Raw genomic sequence first — 16,510 nt, 5'->3', positions numbered from 1 at the left:
CACCTGCCTGAGAAACATAAGCTGCTCATGCACTCAGATCAGGGCTGGCATTACCAGATGGAAAAATACCGGGACGTGCTTGCATCCAAAAACATCAAGCAGAGTATGTCTCGAAAGGGCAACTGTTACGACAACTCTATCATGGAGAACTTCTTTGGTATTATGAAATCCGAATTTCTCTACTTAAAGGAATTTCAAAGTGTGGAGCATTTTAAGGTCGAATTAGAAAAGTATATAAAGTATTACAACACGAAACGCATAAAGGCAAAATTAAAAATGAGTCCGGTACAATACCGAACTCATTTTACACAAGCTGCCTAGATGAAATAACCGTGTCTAACTTTTAGGGGTCACTTCAGAATCATAAGTGCTTTCTTATTTTTTGAACCTCAGGTTCTCCGCTGCGTCGGACGCTTGGAGTGGAGGCCAACAGGATGTTAGTCAGGAAAACGTTGTCACACGATGTGACGTTCTTAGTTTTCCCTCCACAAGGTAAGCCAGCACCCAACGCTAGCGCGTACGGCTGTGCTGTCTTGCCTACCACCCTGCTCCCGCAGGAGTCGCCGACGCTGCTACGAACCAATATAGTTATTCACTAAAAATTACAATTTTGATTAACAAATAACAAAAGGATATAGATCATCAAGAGGGCATAGGTTTATGCCCCAACCGCTTTTTGACAAATATTCTACGTCCTTATTGAACTAAAAGTAACCGTTAGCTGAAAATGCCTTATTCTGTTCGGCTAATTGATAATTAATCTGTTGAAGAAATTAGAACAACCATTGATGAACATTTAGCAGAATTCATAGTAGGGATGGTTGTATATCATTCAGATGGAAAGAACAATTAAATGATAGTAAAAAGCTGTCTCCAAAAGTCACATCACGTGCATTTTGGGACAGCTTTTTTTGTGTTTTATTGCCATGAAACCTAGTGTTTCTTGTTTTTTATGTCTAGCTCCAACGCTTTGCCAATCCCCATTTGCTTATCGGGGCAGAACAGGCGCTTACGCATTTCGTGTTAGTTTGCGTCTGTGAATTCAGAGCCAGCTGGTAATAAATGAAGCATATCTAGTCTCTCAAAGCCTTGTCTCATTTTAGTAGAATACCCTAGTTTATTCTTATCGAGGTATTTCACCTTTGATTCTATTAATTCCTTGATTACAGGGAGATGCTTTGGATTAATATCTTGCCATAGCTCATAAGAGTTGATCAAGTCTTCTACTGTTAAATGATTATAATCCCGACCCACAAATTCTTTTTCAGGAGAGATTTTGTACCAGATATCATGGTCTGGTCTAATCCATTTTTTCTTGTCCTTCTCAATTGCTGTTTGAATGCTAGTAGCTGTGTTTAGATACCTTGCATCTCCAAACTCTTGATATGCTTGAAGTAAAATGTTCATTCCACCAAGTACATGGTTCATAGAAGAGTGTGTTTTTACCTTTTGAGCCATTGGGAAGTAGTCGGAAATATAGTAGGACTGTGAATCTACTGAGATGATATTTCCTTGACTCTTTTGCTTTACTAGCAAGTCTGCATAATCCTTCAGGGCTTGATTGTAATCAGGCATGTTAAAATCTTTCCCGGCTCTGTATAAGAATAATGCAATTTGTTCATTAAATCTTGTATCGATAAACGGTGCAGTAATTCCATAGAGACTCTTTAAGTAGGTGCTTGTTACCTCTGTTTGCCAGAAGAGTTCATCTCCCTTAAAGATTTCTAAGTTTACAAAGGAGTTCATTAATAAGTTTTCAAAGTAACGCTGTGGATTTTCTTCGTGTCGTAATAATACTCGATCCTCTTTGACCATTAAGAGATTTCTCCCGAAGCCGTTAAAGGATAATGGCATTGGCTCAATAGTGGTTGCCATTTTATTATATGGCCCCTCAGGGGTATACCAATCATTACGTTTGCGATAGTTTATTGCAGATTCGTGCATCCAAGCGTCCATTGCTTCTCTTGTTTTAAATAAAAGGCCATCCGAGTGCATAAACCAGTAATCCACGATATCATTGCCAAGAGAGGAAAGAGGGATAACTGTCATCTGGGTTGTCCCCAGCAGAACATTTGAGAATGCATCAATCTCTGCTTGCAGATCTCTTGTAGTACTTACTGCTTTATTAGGATAGACAAGCTTTAGCTCTTTTGAACGATATAATCTACTAAACATCGTTTGATTTGGCTCAGCGTCTACTGAGGTATTTTCGACAATTCCTTTTGGATAAGTGGTAGGGTCATAGCCAAACGTATCGTCTTCATTCTTCTTAATAGGATAACGATCATAGCTGATTAGCTTAGAGCTCTCTACCTGGGAATCCTTTAAAATAAAATCAACATTTACTGCAGATTTTGAGGTATTCACTAGATTCGTAAAGACCATATAATCGTCGTTTGGAAAGACTCGCTTGGTAATTTTTATACTTGCGCCTGTATTCGAAATACGATAGGTATGAACAATGTCAGTAGCATAGCTATGCTTAACTGTTTTCTCTCCAAGGTAACGCATCTCATTTTGGGAACGTAGAAGAGTGTCGAAGTCCTCCGCTAAAGGTACAGAAACGATATTTTGAATTTCTCTGCTTACAGTCATATTGCCATTTTGTTCAGGATTATTAAAGGTTACGTTGTAAGTAGGCTCAATCATTCCTGTTGAAACCATTGCACGGTGTAGGAACACAACGAAGGTTGCACGGTTTACTCCAGTTTTCGGGTCAAAGGTTCCGTCTTCCTTACCAGTTGTGATTTTATGCTGAGCTAACAGCTTTACACCTTCACGATGTGATTCACTGATTTTCGCATCATCCTTGAAGGTGATAGTTTCTCCAGTGTCTTGCAGATCAAATGCTCTAGCGATAACGGAGGCCATTTGCTCTCTAGTTAGCGTGTCTCCAACTCCAAAGGTTTTGTCGGGCTTACCATTAAAGATTCCAGCCTTATATGTTGCCATAACCCCCTTTAGATGACTAGACTTGCTGCTTACATCCGTGAAAATTGGTTGGTAGGGGGCATCTTCTAGCTTTAGAGCGCTAGTTAGGAGATTAGCAGCTTGTCCACGTGAGACATCTACAGAAGGACGAAAATGGAGGTCTGGATAGCCATTGATAATCTGTAAATCTACTAATTTTGTTACTTCACTTTTTGCCCAGAAATTATTATGTATGTCCAAAAACTTTTGATCAACATTCTCTGCGCGTGTATTCAAAGGTTGGAATGTGACAAAAATCAATACGAAAACGAAAAGAATTACAGGTAACTTCAAATTTTTCAAAAATTATTCCTCCTTAACAATTATTACATTTTAATTTTATCAAAGTTCGACTATAAATTATATGGTCAATAACTGTGTAATAGACAAATTCTTATTCTTTTACCCCATTTTTTCACATTTAAACTTAGAAAAATAGAGGAGAAAGCGAGAATTGAGTAAAAATGTAGGATATTAATTACCAATAACTTTTGTTACTATCTAGGTATATTAGTAAGAAGGGAGAAGAATAGTGAAAGTATTTTTCAAACAGTTGGTCGTTGCAAGTCTTGTTCTTTTGGTCGCAGCCTCGTTTTCATTGAACGTGAGCGCAAATCAAACGTTTTCAGATGTTTCTGTTTCCGCTGATGGATATCAAGAAATTGAATACATATATAAGAAAGGTATAATCAAAGGTTACCAAGTAAATGGTAAAAGATTATACAAGCCAGGTGAAGTTTTAACTCGCTCTCAAGCGGCGAAAATGTTAGTGGAGGCAAGTAATCAAAAGCCTCTTATTGTAAGTAAATCACAATTTAGTGATGTGAAAGTTGGAACAGAGGCATCTGGTTATATTGAAAGAGCCGTTAAGTCGGGCTTCATGAAGGGAAATGCAGATGGAACCTTTGGGATTAATAAACCTTTCTCACGCCAGGATATGAGTACTGCTCTAGTAAAAGCATTCAATTTGAGCTTAACCAAATATCAAAATCAAAAAATGCCATTCTCTGATATCAAAGAGAGTGCATCTATTGCAACCCATGTAAAAGCATTATATTATTATGGAATTTCTCATGGTGATGGAGGGAAATACCTTCCTTCTCAAGGTGTGACTAGAAAGCAATTTGCACAATTTGTCGCTCGTGGATTAGATGAAAGCTTCCGCGTGAATAAGGATGTAGGTGGAATTACCGTTCCAGATAGTTCGCAAGCAATTGCTATTGCAGTGGTCACTGTTGAGAATGACACATTAAACGTACGATCAGAGCCTAGTATGGATGGACAAGTAGTTGGCAAGCTAAAGAACGGTGATGTAGTAAACGTTTATGAAAAGGTAGATGATTTGTGGCTTCAAATCGATTATAATGGTGAGCTACATTACATCAGTAGTGCCTATACAATGTTTTTAGATGGGTTTGGGCAAGTGATTGGAAATTCTACTGGAAAAGTGACAATCACTGCCGTAGATTTAAACGTACGTAGTAAGCCAACTGGAACAGCTCCAATACTCGGCACCTTCCCTAAGGGACAAGTTGTGGACATTTATGGAGAAAAGGATGGCTGGTACTTAGTAAAGGTTGACGGTATGCCAGGCTATATTAATGGAAAGTATGCAGAAAATCCAAATGATAAACCTGTAGATAGCCCTTCGACAAGCAGCTTAAAAGGGAAAGTAACCGTAGCTTCATTAAATGTTCGTAGCGGTCCTGGTTCTAGCTATTCCACTATTGGAAAGCTAACGAAAGGGAATATGGTTTCTGTAAAGAGTATCAACGGATTTTGGGCGAAAATTGAGTATGCTGGTGGTGTAGGCTATACACATAAGACTTATCTTAAACTATTAAACCAATCCGGAAGTGTTTTAAAGGATAGAATTATCCTCATCGATCCTGGGCATGGTGGGACAGATCCAGGAGCTACAAGAAAAGGCGTCATGGAAAAAACGATTGTGATGAATGTTGGAAAACTAGTAGAGCAAAAGTTAAAAAACCAAGGCGCTAAGGTTATTATGACAAGAAAAGGCGATACTTACCCGTCCTTACAGGATCGAGTAGCATTAGCAAAATCATCTTTTTCAGAGATTTACGTGAGTATTCACGTAAATGCTAGTACTAGCACGTCAGCTAAAGGTACGGAAACATACTATAATCTTTCTTCCAATGAAAATGGAGCAGAAAGTAAAGTGCTTGCAACGAAAATTAACGGCCAAATAGTCAAAAATGCATCAATGGCCGATCGTGGTGTAAGAGAAAATAGTTTCTATGTAAATAGAATGGTTGATATACCATCTGTGTTGGTGGAGCTAGGTTTCATATCAAATGAAGCAGATTTTAATAAACTCGTAAACAGTAAATATCAAGAAATCTATGCACAATCTATTTATAACGGAATAGTTCAATATTATTCCGCTCCTTAATAGGAAAGGGAGTCTGATAAGTGAATTTGAGACTAACCCTTTGTGAGCGACGGAAATGAAACGAACAAGGCAGAAACATACGATATAGCAGATAGCTGTCAAAGTAGAAAGAGGCATCCCATTAGGGGATGCCTCTTTCTTTATGAAATAAATCTAGAATACTCCATCTTTTTTGTACCATCTTTTAAGGGATTTCCCAAAACTATGAAACTTTATGACGTTTACTGTTATTCAATTGAAATATAACTGTAATGTTTAACTAGCTTAATACATGTTAGTATAACAGGGTAGAAAGTTTAAGGAGAGATATAAAGAGAATGTTTAAGAAAATCGCTCAAATATGTTTACTTAGTTCCTCAATCCTTTTGATTAATAATGCAGTGGTAGCAGAAGCAGCTACACCAAGTGAAATTAAAACTCAGGCATATACTTATTTAGGAGTGCCTTACTTATATGGTGGTACAACAACTAAAGGATTTGATTGCTCTGGTTATGTACAAAGAGTATTCAAAGATTTAGGAATCGATTTACCTAGAACGGCAGCGTCTCAATATCAAGTTGGGAAAAGCGTAGCAAAGAGTAATTTAGCAGTTGGAGATTTAGTATTTTTTAATACAACTGGAAAAGGAGTTTCTCACGTAGGAATTTATGTGGGTGGAAATCAGTTCATCAACTCGTCAACATCAAAGGGTGTTAGTGTAGCATCTATCAATGACCCATATTACTGGGGAAGTAAATATGTAGGTGCAAAACGAGTGTTAACAGAAGAAGTAAAATCGGCTTCCATCGACATGAGTATCTATGCAAGCAGAGCAGAAGTAGCTCAAAAGCTTACAAATTCACTTAATCTAAAAAGTAAATCTAGCTCTACTTATTACAAAGATGTAAAAGTATCCTCAAAATACCTTTCAGCAATCAATGCTGTAACAGAAGCAAACATCTTCGCCGGTGATCAAGGAAACTTCAACCCATCTAAACCAATCACAAGAGCCCAAATCGCAAAAGTATTAGTAGAAGCATATGATCTAAAACCAGGAAAAGGTTCTTGGAAATTTAAAGATGTAAAATCAGACCACTGGGCTTATGACTATGTCCAAATCTTAGCGCAAAATGGTATCACAATCGGTAAAACGGACGGTTCTTATGGTCTTAATGACTATGTAACATTTAAGCATATTAATACATTCATAGAACGAGCAGAAAACCGTTAATACTATTAATCTTGTACCCGGTTATCAAATAAATAAACATAAAAAAAGTCATTTCGCCATTTTTGGTGAGATGGCTTTTTTAGCTATTTTGATTACAGGAATATGGAAAATAACAAGGGGTGATTGCTAGGTGTGGAGATAAAATGATAAGTGTAAAAAATGGAAATAAATAAGGGGGATTTATAGGCTCTGATTATTTTCAGTGGCTGACGTTTAAGACCTGTTCTGAAAGTGGAATTCAACTAGTTTAACCGTTTATAAAAAAAGATTGATTAAAATCTCTAAGGTTTGTTTTATTTAACTAAATCAGATAATGCTTGTTAATAAATACATTTAAACAAACGGGACAGAATAGTTCAACAAGGATACAGATAATAATGTTAGAATATTCATGTAAAGGGGATGAGTATTTTGGGTTCAAGAATAATGCACTTGATTATTGGTAATAAAATTGCAGATTCTTTATTGATAGAAGATAAAACATCATTTTTGCTTGGAAGTATTGCTCCAGATGCGGTTTTTTCATATGAAGAAAAGAATTTATCACATTTCTTGATAGGTGAAGTCCAAGACTATTCAAGAAGCGTAGATTATAAAGGGTTTTTACGTAAATATAGTTCACGAGTAGAAAATACAAATCATTATTTATTAGGGTACTATACTCATTTAATTGCTGATGATATATTTCTAAGAGGTTTTAACCTTTCTTGGTTAAGGAACAGAATGGATGCTGATGAAGGATTATATAAGTTGTATCATAATGACTTCCGATTACTAAATGGAAAATTATTAGAGTACTATGGTTTTACAGATGAACTTAAAAAACACCTTAGTTATTTCCCTACAATTCTAGATTTAGAAGAAGTTAAATCTAAAGATGTAGAAAAATTTGTTCCTTTTGCATTAGGAGATATGGAGTACGATAAGGAAGTTATAAATGAACAACTTAATGTATTTACATTCAATCAGATAATAGGTTATATAGAGACATCAGTTGACTTGGGATTACTGAATATCAAACCAACTCTTACATAATAAATCTTCAACTAACTGTGTGCTTTAGTAAAGATCAATGGGTTGCTTAGGGAACTCTTTTTCATATTGATCTAACGGGACAGGTTAGCTTGATAAATACTTGGAATATTTATGCTATAATTCGAATGATATTAATTAAATTTTTGAGAACTTAAGGGGAACCAGATGCTAAATTTACAAGAAATGCTGATGCTAGATATTTCATACTATGAAACCTTTTCCGAACGAATTGATACTAGCTGGGGAATGTTATTTTGTAATGAAAATCAACCAAATTATTATGATTCTAATCACGCCCATATTATTGATGAGTGTTTACAACCACAGTCAGTTATAGACGAGGTTATTGGTTACTATCAGTCTAAAAAGATCATACCAAGGTTTTATATTTATAATATAGAGAACCAGCAAAATCTCATTACTGAATTAAAAACAAGAAATTTTAGATATGAGGAACTTATTAGTCCTGTTCAATTATGGAATAACCGAGTCGTAGAAATTCAGAATAATAAGAGAGTTACTATTGAAAAAGTGACAAGAGAAAACTATCAGGTAGCTTTAGATATAGAATGTAGTATTAAAGAATTTGGGGGAAAAGAGACTATTGAGAAAGTTTTTAAAGAACAATTCAATCATTCCTCCTTCACACACTATCTTCTTCGCTTGGATGGAGTAGCTTGTTCAACTGCTTGTATTTTTGAAGATGGAGAGCAAGCTAGAATGGAAAGCGTAGCTACAATTGATGAATTCAGAGGTAAAGGATTAATTGGTGAAGTTATTCAGTTTATACAAAAAGAAGCAATAAATAGAGGCATAAAAAGGCTTTGGGTTTTTCCGATAGATGAATCAATAGAAAAAGTTTATCAAAAGTATGGATTTCAAACAGAAAAAAAGTTAACAATGGGACACGCATTTTTAAGTGGAAAAAGTATAACTGAAATCCGCGAATAATATATAAAGGTTTGGGGGCGTTACTGAAATAAGGAGTTTTAAAATAATCAATCTTTTTTATAAACAACAGTCCTTAAAAATAAAAGAAAGCTATCGTTTTGATTAATCTTTATTCAAAACGATGGCTTTTTATATACAGTAAAATCAAGAATTTAAAATGATTTTTAATCAAACTTTATTCTAAAGCTAGAAAAACTAAGAACGTCACATCGTGTGACAACGTTTTCCTGACCAACATCCTGTTGGGCTCCACTCCAAGCGTCCGACGATGTGGAGAACCTAAGTCCACAAAAAAAGAAGTCACTTATAATTCTATTAGATAGAAATACCAGTGCTTCTCATTCAATTTGTCCCAGCCTCTTCCTACACCAGATATAAAAGTATTTTTTATAAATATAAAAAGAGACTGAAAACATAGCTGTTTTCAGTCTTTCGTCCTGTTACTTGGTAATATTTAATTCTTTGATGTACTGATTAGAGATATATAGTGGGGTAGGGTCTACTAAGTCTGAGCCTACCTGTACCCAGCCAGGAATACTTGTATCATAAATGATTACTGGCATGTTGCTGTTGGTATACTTATAAGCTGCTGCCAGATTAGTAGATGGATCTCTTCGTACATTTAAACCAGCAGTGGTCGTCATACCGATTCGATAAGCGTTTCTAGCATCCTTAAATCCTAGTGCTTTATCAATATTATAGAAGTGACCAGCTGCCTTTGCTCCCCAATAAGGGTCAGAAGCATACTTCACATTAAAACCTATGTTTTTATTACCAAACACGGCACCATTTGCATAAGGTGCATTTGGTGGGATGTAATTCTTATTCCAAAACTTTTGAATCAATTCTAAAACGTTTGCCTCTACAGAAGCGAAGTTTTTATTCGCTGGATTCGAGTCATAAACATATAAGCCAAACAGGTTATTATAGTTTTGAGCATGACTACTCAATCCATACTGACTTTCATGCTGAGCTAAAGCTAAAATCATTAACGCATTTATGTTGTGCTCAGCCTCTATCTTTTTAAGAATTTCTCCTAAGCCAAGCAACTTACTTTTCTTCGTTGCGTCCTTATAAACAAGAAGGTTTGCGTTATTTGGGTTAACTATATAGCTGCGCTCTAGTGCTGCAAGCTTCTCATTAATATAGCTATCTATTTCCTTAGCGGTATAGTTCGTTTTAGATCTTACCGGAAGGAATTGATAATAGTTATAGCTTTCTCCAACTTTCACGCTGTTGGTATTAATAAAGTTCACACCGTCCCAGCTATAATATTTTTTTCCGGGCACTAAGAATGTAGGAGCCACACCCATTACATAGCTAACACGTGTTTTCTTAGAATGGTTATAGATAGAATGACGTAGCTCCCCATTACTTACTTCATAGTAAGCTCTGTTTTCGCCTACCATCGTATAAGGTAATAGGTTTACATCGTTCTGTTTCACATAGCCTTCTCGGCCTGCGATTTTAATTTGCACCCAATCCTTATCACTACTAATATATTGAAGCTCAGTATCAGTAGTTGTATAGGTAGGGGAGGTAATTTTATCTGCATTATATATATTTGTAAAACCTTTTGTAACAGCGAGTCCAGAATTCATTTTAATGATCTTATCATTAAGAGTAATCACTTGATTACCACCAGACCATGCTTTTAACGCTTCTTCATAGGTATTATATTTCTTCCCACTAATAAGCTGTCCATTTACCACTGTATCCAACTGGTAGGTTGTTGTTTCAACGGGCGGTGTTGTCGGATTTTCAGGAGTCGGCTCTTCGATTTCAGGCTTTAACAGATCAATTGCAGCTACTGTTCTATATAAGAATGCTGCAGCATGTGCGATGGTAGCATTTCTTTTTGGATAGAAGTAAACACCAGCCTTCTCATTACTTCCTCGGATAATATTCAAATTTACATTAGCAGAGACTGCTTTTGTAAAAGAAGGATCGATTTTAGCAGAGTCTTTAAAGGTAAGTTGAACTTCTTCTACTGGAAGTTGTAAGTATCTAAAAACTTTATAGAGCATCCCAGCCATTTGTTGACGAGTAATTTCTTTTTCTGGCTTAAATGTTCCGTCAGGATATCCGCCAAGTATTCCAGCTCCAGCTGCATTTTGAATCTCTATTGTTTGAGAAGTATTTGGCTTTAAATCTTTAAACTGATATTTCGTAGAAGCTGGTAATTCGAAAGCTCTTGCTATGTAAGAGGCAAATTCTCCACGAGTTACGGCTTTGTTTGGATTGTAGTTGCCTTTTGAGTCAGGTCTAATAACATTTTTATTAGCCCAATAGGATAATTCATGCCTCATCTGATGATTATCTATGTCACTGGCAAGTGCAGAGTTTAAAGATAATTGGCTAAAAATGACAAGAATAGCCAACAAAGTAATTATGCTTTTCTTCAACAATGTCTATTCCCTCCCTTTTTCGAACTATTTTTAGTTTAACAGAATGGTTAGGAGAAATTAAGGGTATATTGACTGGTTTAATTTGTTTGTCAATTTGTTATGAATTCTTTGCGTCAATAAGTAAAAATGATGTTATAATGGGTGAGTTATAAAGTTACGAACTAGAAAGGGTAATAAATCAATGTCACAAATAAATAAACATCTAATAAAGAAGGATTTATATACCTTCATCGGGGCATGTTTGTTCATGGCTGTCAGTCTACTATTGCCGACAAATATTGCTCTTGTACTGACATCGCTATTTTTTGTCGTATTCTCTTATTTGAAACCTTTTCAGGCGCTTCTATTTTTAATTCCCTATGTATCAATTAGACCAATACTAATTGAAATAAATCCGGGCTTGAAGCTAATAGGAGATTTAGTAATCTTTACAGCCTTCGCAAAGCTGGTTATATCAAGTAAGTTCAATTTGAAAAGCTTGCTTACGTTTAAATGGTTTGAATGGATCTATTTCACTTTTTTAATTTTCGGCTCAATTATAGGGCTTTTAAATGACGTAAGTATAAGCTCCGTAATATTTCAGTTAAGAACCTTCTTAATTATGTATTTAATCTATTACATCTTGTCACGTTCCTTGTTGCCAAATACTTGGCTCGTGAGATTAGCATGGGTTACTGTATTTACCTCGTGGCTTGTATCTCTTCATGGGATTGTCGAAAAGCTTTCTATGAGACAATGGCTATTGCCTGACGTGTGGAAGTATAAAACACTTTCTGCTACAAACATTGTGCGTATTTATGGACTACCTGGAAACCCAAACTCACTTGCACTAATACTGATGTTTGGAATTGCAGCAGTACTATTCTTGATGTATTTATATAAGTATAAATCGTATAAGATTTTCTTAACAACTAGTCTCGTACTCTTCTTAGGAGTATTCACGATGACCTATTCTCGTGGTACTTGGATTTCAGCAATTGTGTTAGCGGTTGTATTCATTCTTCTTTCAAAAGAGTGGAAGCTCATTAAGCAACTTGTCATTGCGGGAGTTGCTGCAATGATTTTAGTTTACTTCCCAGTGAACTGGGGACTAAGTTATTTTCAGAGTCTCGGCTTAGAGGCCCCGAAGGACAACGTAGGAAGTATTGGCGGTCGTATCGAAGAAACCTTTGCGAAGGAAAATCTCGAATTGATGACGCAAAGCGGACGTTTCTTCTATATTAAAAAAGGATTTGAGGTTCTGTCTGATTATCCATTAACAGGAGCCGGCTTCGGAACATTTGGTGGTGCAGCCACTTTATCTTATGGCTCGCCGATTTACGATAATTACGGTATCCGGTCCGATATTTATGGAGGCAAGAACTTCTATTCAGATAACCAATACATTCAGGTAATCGCAGAAACTGGTGTGGTTGGTGTCCTATTATTTGCAGGATTTTTACTTGGAATGCTAGGCTTGTTATGGAAAGAAAGACATACAATGCTTGGGAAGTTCATGATTGCTCTCTGGTTCTCAACCGGATTCTCCGGCCTGTACTATAATATTTGGGAGCTAAAAGGCTATACCGTCTTCTTCTTCCTTTTATTCGGAACGCTTGCAGCAATGCAAAATTGGTATCCAAAAATTGAATTCAAAGATAAATAAATGAAAAGCCAGGTTCTCTCGTGAACCTGGCTTTTTTGTATGTAAAGAGCTGAAGGGAGGGGGATAGGAGAGAGCGGCTATGCAGTGAGAGCAGACCGTACAGTCGGAAATTTCTGGTGAGACCACATTTATATGAGCATCGTAAGTAAATCAGTAGGTTTCGCAAGTAACTACCCACGTTGTGCAAGTAAACAAACAGCAATAGCAAGTAATATTCCCATAATAGCAAGTAACCTCTGAGGAAGTGCAAGTATTTCCTTTTTACTTCCATTTCTGTGGAGGATGAGTGAATGTCGATGGTTACCACTTTATCCCATTTTGCCACTAAAAACACGATAAGCACACAAAAGTATAGATAAGCGCAACTAAAACAAAGAAAAGTGCAATGAAAACAGAAATACTTGCAACTAACCTAAGAACCTCTAACCCCAGAAAATCTCCCATCCTATAATGGATAGAAAGCCAAGTAAACTTTCCTGTAGGGGTCAAATCTTCCTTTTGCAACTAGAAACTTACTATATGTAAAAATTATCAATTTACAGACAAAACACATCAAATTACCTACTTTTCTCTAAAAAAACTCCCTTTTATTTCAAAATGTATCGATAGATTCATAGAAAAGTAAGGGTTATTTTGTTATGCTTAGGAAAAATGAGAGAAGGATGGTGTTTAGCTTCCATATCAATGAAGCGAATTGACATGCTAAAAAGAAAACTTCAAGTAATATCTGTGGCAATTGTTGCACTAATGATTTTGGTGATTCCTGTCGAAGCGATGGCTTTTCAGGTAACAAATAAGGATATGCCTTTGTCCTCGGGTGTACAGTATAAGAAATATACTTCTGGGAGCAATTCTGTCAATCATATAGCTGTTAATCTTCAAGATCCCTACACAGCATTAAAGATAGGATTACCTAAACCTATTAATAGTTTAGCAACGACTACTGCTATCGCGAATAGAGACTCGGTTGAGGGACACAGAGTCGTTGGGGCTATAAATGCAGGTTTCTTTGAAATGAGTTCTAGTGCAAATAACTACAAAATGCCGATGTATTTACTATCACATAATAATGAGATTTTTAATGGTGGAGTAATCTCTACTTCAGAGTCCTATTATGTTAGTTCACCTATTGCATTTGGAATAAAAGAGGATGGCTCAGCTGAAATTGAAAGCTTTGATTTTGATGTAAATCTTACATATAACAATCAAACCTATGAAGCTAGCGGTTTAAATAGAGAAAGACAATCAAATGAGGCAATAGTATTTACTCCTCAATACTATAAGGACCGTACTGGATCAAATGAATATGGGATGGAAATTGTAGTTGTTACAGATGAACCAGTTACTAGCAATTATTTTGGTCAAACGCTTACTGGGAAAGTAACAGAGATACGCGATTATGGTGTAAAACAAACTACGCCTATCCCAAAAAACGGCTTTGTTCTTGCGGTAAATGGCTCCAAATGGATTAATATTTTCCGTAACGTAAAGGTAGGAGAAACACTTACTGTTGGATTTGATATTAATAAAATTTGGAAAAAGTCTCAGTATATGCTGGGAAGTGGTCCAATGCTTGTAAGAGATGGTAAACGTTATATTACAATGAATACAAACAGTTCAAGGGCAAAAGCGATTGTCCCTAGAAGCGCGGTTGCTATCAGCAGTGATAAAAAGCAGGTTCATCTTGTTACGGTAGAAAAGATGTCCTTAACTCAGTTTGCTGATTATCTGGTGAAGCTAGGTGTCGATCGTGCCATTAACTTGGATGGTGGCGGCTCTACTACAATGGGTATCCGTGACTATGGAAGCAACACGGTTGTATTAGCAAACAGACCTTCAGGTGGCACGCAGAGAAAGGTTTCTACTATTTTAGAGGCAATCAGCACTGCGCCAACTGGAAAGCCGGCTATCATTAGCGCATCTCGAGATAAAATTGGAACATTGTTAGTAGGGGCTTCGGTTACAGTAGGCGTGAACTATGTGTTGGATGCACATTATAATCCGATTAAACTTAACCCTGCACAGGTAACACTTTCTTCTAACAACAATCTTGTGACAACAAGAGGGACGACTTATACTGCTGTATCTCCAGGAGAAGATCGAGTATATGTTAACTATGATACGGCAACTCAAAGCTTTCCGGTGAGTGTCGTAGCTGCACCTTCCACTTTATCGATTGGTTCAGCGAAAACAGTGAATACAGGAGGCTCGCTTTCATTCTCAGCTACTGCAAAGGATGCAACGGGGAACAACTTAATTTATAATGCCAATCAGCTATCTTGGTCTGTTGAAGGCGATATCGGCCAAATTACTGCTAATGGTAAATTTACAGCGGGCAATAAGCCAGGTAAAGGGAAAGTAACTGCACAGCTTGGAACGAAAAAGGTTTCTGTTGCTGTGGAAGTACAGGTTCCGACATCTGAGCTAAAATCTCCATTCACGGATATTAGTGACGAAAATGTATATGTAAAAGAAATTGTGTATTTAACGAGCAATAATTATATTAATGGTTATGAAGATGGAACCTTCAAGCCTTCGGAGAACCTGACAAGAGCGCATGCGGCTGTTTTAATTAGCAGAGCATTGAACTTAGACTTAGAAAATGTGACCGACCCAGGTTTTGCAGACGTACCAAAAACTCATCGTTATTATAAAGAGATTGCTGCAGTAGCAAATGCTCGTATTGTAGGTGGGAAGGAAAATAATCTGTATGACCCACAAGGAACATTAACAAGAGCTCAGATGGCTGCTATTCTTACAAATGCTTATAAGCTTACAGGTACTTCTGCAATAACATTCTCGGATGTGAAGCCAGACTATTGGGCACACAAATCTATTTCTTCATTAACTTATAATAAAATCACGACTGGATATGAGGATGGTACATTTAAACCAAGTAAGCCAGTAACCAGAATGCACTTCAGCGTATTCTTATATCGTTCGATTCATCGATAAAAAACTGCGACTGATGCAAATTTATGGGAAGTACTTATGATTCTATCTAATAGAATTATAAGTACTTTTTTTATGGACATAGGATCTTCGCATCGTCGGACGCTTGGAGTGGAGGCCAACAGGATGTTGGTCAGGAAAACGTTGTCACACGATGTGACGTTCTTAGTTTTCCCTCCACAAGGTAAGCCAGCACCCATCGCTAACGCGCGTGGTTGTGCTGTCTTACCTATCACCTTGCTCCCGCCGGAGTCGCCGACGCTGCTCCGAACCAATAGTAATCCTACTAATGTTAAATTTTGATTAATAAATTCTAAAAAGACAGAGCATATCAAGAAAGGACATAGTTTTGTTCCGCCTCTTCTCTGATTAGTGATTTATAAGATCGAACAAAACAGAAGCATTATAACTATCTGCGTCATAAGAATTATAATTGCTTTCTTATTGGGTAGAGGCTAGGATCTCCGTTACGTTGGACGCTTTCTACAGGATGAGCGGTAAGCCATAGCCGATTGCTACGTGCTATGTCTTACCTGTCTCCCTCATCCTGGTTGAGTCGTCGACGCTGCTCCGACCAATAGTGATTCCACTAATTCTAACTTTTAATTATTAAATTACAAAAAGAAGGTTCATCACCAAAAGCTAGGATTTACCTATAAGAAAAAGTTGATTGAAGTGTCGGCTGGCGACTCCTAGGGGATAAGCGCGTGCGGAAAATCCAATTGTTTCGTAAGCATGCGAAACAATTTAGTTGGAGCCGCGCCCCCAGGAAAGCGTCCAGCCAGAATGGAAATCAACCACAAGTAATGGCGAATAACCATATTCGTTTCCTTGCTTTTGAGATGTTTATCAAAGGAAAGTGAACATTAGGTGAGTGTTCGATAATCTCAAACAAATTGCCTACTAGAAATAGAATGAAAAC

Annotated in this window: 9 protein-coding genes; 7 read left to right on the top strand and 2 right to left on the bottom strand. The window is 36.8% G+C overall.

Annotated features, from left to right (window positions below):
- On the top strand, positions 1 to 321 hold a 321-nt coding region (locus AC1ECF_RS07995; RefSeq protein WP_480388875.1), incomplete at its 5' end, for an IS3 family transposase.
- Positions 322 to 1,023: 702 nt separating this feature from the next.
- Here AC1ECF_RS07995 and AC1ECF_RS07990 read toward each other — a convergent pair.
- A complete protein-coding gene (locus AC1ECF_RS07990; RefSeq protein ID WP_480388874.1) occupies positions 1,024 to 3,273 on the bottom strand; it encodes an S-layer homology domain-containing protein in 2,250 nt (749 codons plus the stop codon).
- Between the two features lie 229 nt (positions 3,274 to 3,502).
- Here AC1ECF_RS07990 and AC1ECF_RS07985 point away from each other — a divergent pair, with 229 nt between their 5' ends.
- The 4 genes from AC1ECF_RS07985 (at position 3,503) to AC1ECF_RS07970 (ending at position 8,583) form a co-directional block, all read left to right on the top strand.
- A complete protein-coding gene (locus tag AC1ECF_RS07985; RefSeq protein WP_480388873.1) occupies positions 3,503 to 5,386 on the top strand; it encodes an N-acetylmuramoyl-L-alanine amidase in 1,884 nt (627 codons plus the stop codon).
- A gap of 317 nt (positions 5,387 to 5,703) precedes the next feature.
- Entirely contained in the window at positions 5,704 to 6,597 is an 894-nt protein-coding gene (locus AC1ECF_RS07980) for a C40 family peptidase (protein WP_480388872.1), read from the top strand.
- Positions 6,598 to 7,008: 411 nt separating this feature from the next.
- On the top strand, positions 7,009 to 7,632 hold the full coding sequence (locus AC1ECF_RS07975; protein ID WP_480388871.1) for a zinc dependent phospholipase C family protein: 624 nt from the start codon (positions 7,009 to 7,011) through the stop codon (positions 7,630 to 7,632).
- Positions 7,633 to 7,797: 165 nt separating this feature from the next.
- Positions 7,798 to 8,583, top strand: a complete 786-nt coding sequence (locus tag AC1ECF_RS07970) for a GNAT family N-acetyltransferase (protein ID WP_480388870.1) — start codon at positions 7,798 to 7,800, stop codon at positions 8,581 to 8,583.
- A gap of 440 nt (positions 8,584 to 9,023) precedes the next feature.
- Here AC1ECF_RS07970 and AC1ECF_RS07965 read toward each other — a convergent pair whose 3' ends face one another.
- On the bottom strand, positions 9,024 to 10,988 hold the full coding sequence (locus AC1ECF_RS07965; protein ID WP_480388869.1) for an S-layer homology domain-containing protein: 1,965 nt from the start codon (positions 10,986 to 10,988) through the stop codon (positions 9,024 to 9,026).
- A 184-nt stretch (positions 10,989 to 11,172) separates the two neighbouring features.
- Here AC1ECF_RS07965 and AC1ECF_RS07960 point away from each other — a divergent pair, with 184 nt between their 5' ends.
- Entirely contained in the window at positions 11,173 to 12,636 is a 1,464-nt protein-coding gene (locus tag AC1ECF_RS07960; RefSeq protein ID WP_480388868.1) for an O-antigen ligase family protein, read from the top strand.
- A gap of 699 nt (positions 12,637 to 13,335) precedes the next feature.
- Positions 13,336 to 15,591 (top strand): S-layer homology domain-containing protein, encoded by a 2,256-nt coding sequence (locus AC1ECF_RS07955; protein WP_480388867.1) that lies wholly within the window; start codon positions 13,336 to 13,338, stop codon positions 15,589 to 15,591.
- Positions 15,592 to 16,510 lie beyond the last annotated feature (919 nt).

This window comes from Psychrobacillus sp. Z3-81, assembly GCF_056620325.1.
Note: the sequence above shows the minus strand (reverse complement) of the source record. Positions and strands in the feature narration are given on the sequence as shown.

Excerpts from the sequence above, each read along its gene's own strand:
- AC1ECF_RS07970 (WP_480388870.1), top strand. The coding sequence starts at position 7,798 with ATGCTAAATTTACAAGAAATGCTGATGCTAGATATTTCATACTATGAA.
- AC1ECF_RS07980 (WP_480388872.1), top strand. The coding sequence starts at position 5,704 with ATGTTTAAGAAAATCGCTCAAATATGTTTACTTAGTTCCTCAATCCTT.
- AC1ECF_RS07960 (WP_480388868.1), top strand. The coding sequence starts at position 11,173 with ATGTCACAAATAAATAAACATCTAATAAAGAAGGATTTATATACCTTC.
- AC1ECF_RS07955 (WP_480388867.1), top strand. The coding sequence starts at position 13,336 with ATGCTAAAAAGAAAACTTCAAGTAATATCTGTGGCAATTGTTGCACTA.